2 protein-coding genes are annotated in these 1,954 nt (G+C 61.7%); both read left to right on the forward strand.

From position 1 onward, the window contains the following. Nucleotides 1–1,339: DNA-processing protein DprA (gene dprA / locus H5U08_RS17110; RefSeq protein WP_366494800.1), on the forward strand; the 1,339-nt coding region annotated here is incomplete at its 5' end. A gap of 163 nt (nucleotides 1,340–1,502) precedes the next feature. After that, nucleotides 1,503–1,954: glycosyl hydrolase family 28-related protein (locus tag H5U08_RS17115; RefSeq protein WP_297035858.1), on the forward strand; the 452-nt coding region annotated here is incomplete at its 3' end.

The raw sequence follows: 1,954 nt of genomic DNA on the forward strand, positions 1-1,954 counted from the left end.
CGCACGCGCAGTTGGGTCCTTTTCCGCCAGGTCTCGGGCATCCTGTACTGAGCCGTTCCGCCGCAACGGCCAGTTGCCGACGGCTGCGTCAGCGCTTTGGCCATCTGGCACCAAGGTTCTTTCCCTGTCAAAATGGAGCGCCAGTGGAACACCTGCCACGGATGGTACTCGGGAAAGAATCGGGGTTTGTGTCAGTTCCCAGAATCTGCAATGCCGTCGGTTAATGGATGATGCCTATCATGCCCGACTGGTGGCCCACCTGCGGCTCAGCCTGATCGAAGGTGTCGGCCCCCGGCTTTATCAGTTGCTCGTCAACCGCTTTGGCTCGCCCGAAGCGGTCTTCTCTGCCAGCGAAGACGCGCTGCTGGAAACTCCAGGTGTGGGACGGCGGCTGGCCGCCCGGCTCCGCAATCCTCCCTCCGTAGCGGAAACGGAAGAGCTCATCGAGAACTGCTACAAAGCGGGAATTGATATCCTGTGGATTGAGCACATCCGTTATCCGCGATTGCTGAAGGAAATTCCCGATCCTCCTCTGGCACTTTTTGCCCGGGGCGAGCTTAAGTCCGAGGATGAACTGGCCGTGGCCATCGTGGGGACGCGCCACGCTTCCACCTACGGCCTGGCCATGGCGGAGCGGCTGGCCGCGGGTTTGGCTCGGGCGGGAGTCACGATTATCAGTGGCTTGGCGCGAGGCATCGATGCCGCCGCCCATCGCGGTGCTCTGACCGCCGGCGGACGTACGATCGCCGTCCTGGGAAGCGGGGTCGCACGCATCTATCCCCCGGAGCACACGGCCCTGGCGGAGGAAATCGTGCAGCACGGGGCCTTGCTCAGCGAAGCCCCTCCCCATGCGCCACCTCATGGCGGCATGTTCCCCCAGCGCAACAGGATCATCAGTGGTATGGCCCTTGGCGTGGTGATTGTCGAGGCCGGCGAATCGAGCGGTGCGTTGATCACGGCCCGTCACGCAATGGAACAGAACCGCGAAGTCTTCGCCGTTCCCGGTCGTGCCGACTCGCCCAATTCCCGCGGATGCAACCGGCTTTTGCGGGACGGTGCGAAATGGGTGGAATCCCCGGAGGATGTCCTGGAGGAGCTGGGACCGCTGATACGACCCGTGACGCGCTCCGACGGTACGACCATCCGCCAGCCTGCCGAACTCAAACTCACCCCGCTGGAACAGCAGGTCCTTCAAACCGTCCGCAGCGATCCGACCCCCATCGACGAAGTGATCGCTTTGACGGGTCTGGCTGCCTCGCAGGTGCTGGCCGTTATCAGCGTGTTGGAAATGAGAAAGCTGATTCGGAGACTGGGAACCAACGTCCAGCGTTTGTGGTGAGGGAAGCGCGAGCCGACCCTGTGCGAGAGAACATCTCGGCGTCGGCCGACATCGCACGATGGCGTTGCAGTTGCCCCATCAGATGAGCAAAAATGGAGCATCAACGACGTGCCACTTTCGGTCTTTCAGCAAAACGTCATCTGTAAAACCGGGGAGGCGTACGATGCGGAAAACAACTTGCGGGTGGTGGCTGCTTTGCGTGACGTTTTGGGGTTTTTCGGCTGTTGGAACGCTCGCCCAAGAATGGCCTTTGGATGATAACAACCTTCTTCAATCTTGGGGCTTTATCAACGTGGCCGGGGCCCCTTTTCACGCCGACCCCACCGGCACGCGGGACTCCACGCAGGCCATTCAAGCCGCGATCGATTACGCCCGGCAGCGGCAGCTCGTTTGTCTGTTTCCACCGGGTGAATACCTGGTATCCGACACGCTGGTGTGCGAGCAATACCGGCCGCTGCAGACACCGACGCGGCGCACCGGGGACCGCAACCATCCTTGCGTGCTCGTTGGAATGGAGATGCATGGACGTCGCCCTTGCCTGGTGTTGTCGCCCCAGGCTCAGGGCTTCGATGATCCCGAAAACCCCAAACCTGTGGTTTACTTTTGGGCGGCCGG

Origin of the sequence: Thermogutta sp. (assembly GCF_014359955.1) — a bacterium.
In the GTDB taxonomy this organism is placed as follows: Bacteria; Planctomycetota; Planctomycetia; order Pirellulales; family Thermoguttaceae; genus Thermogutta.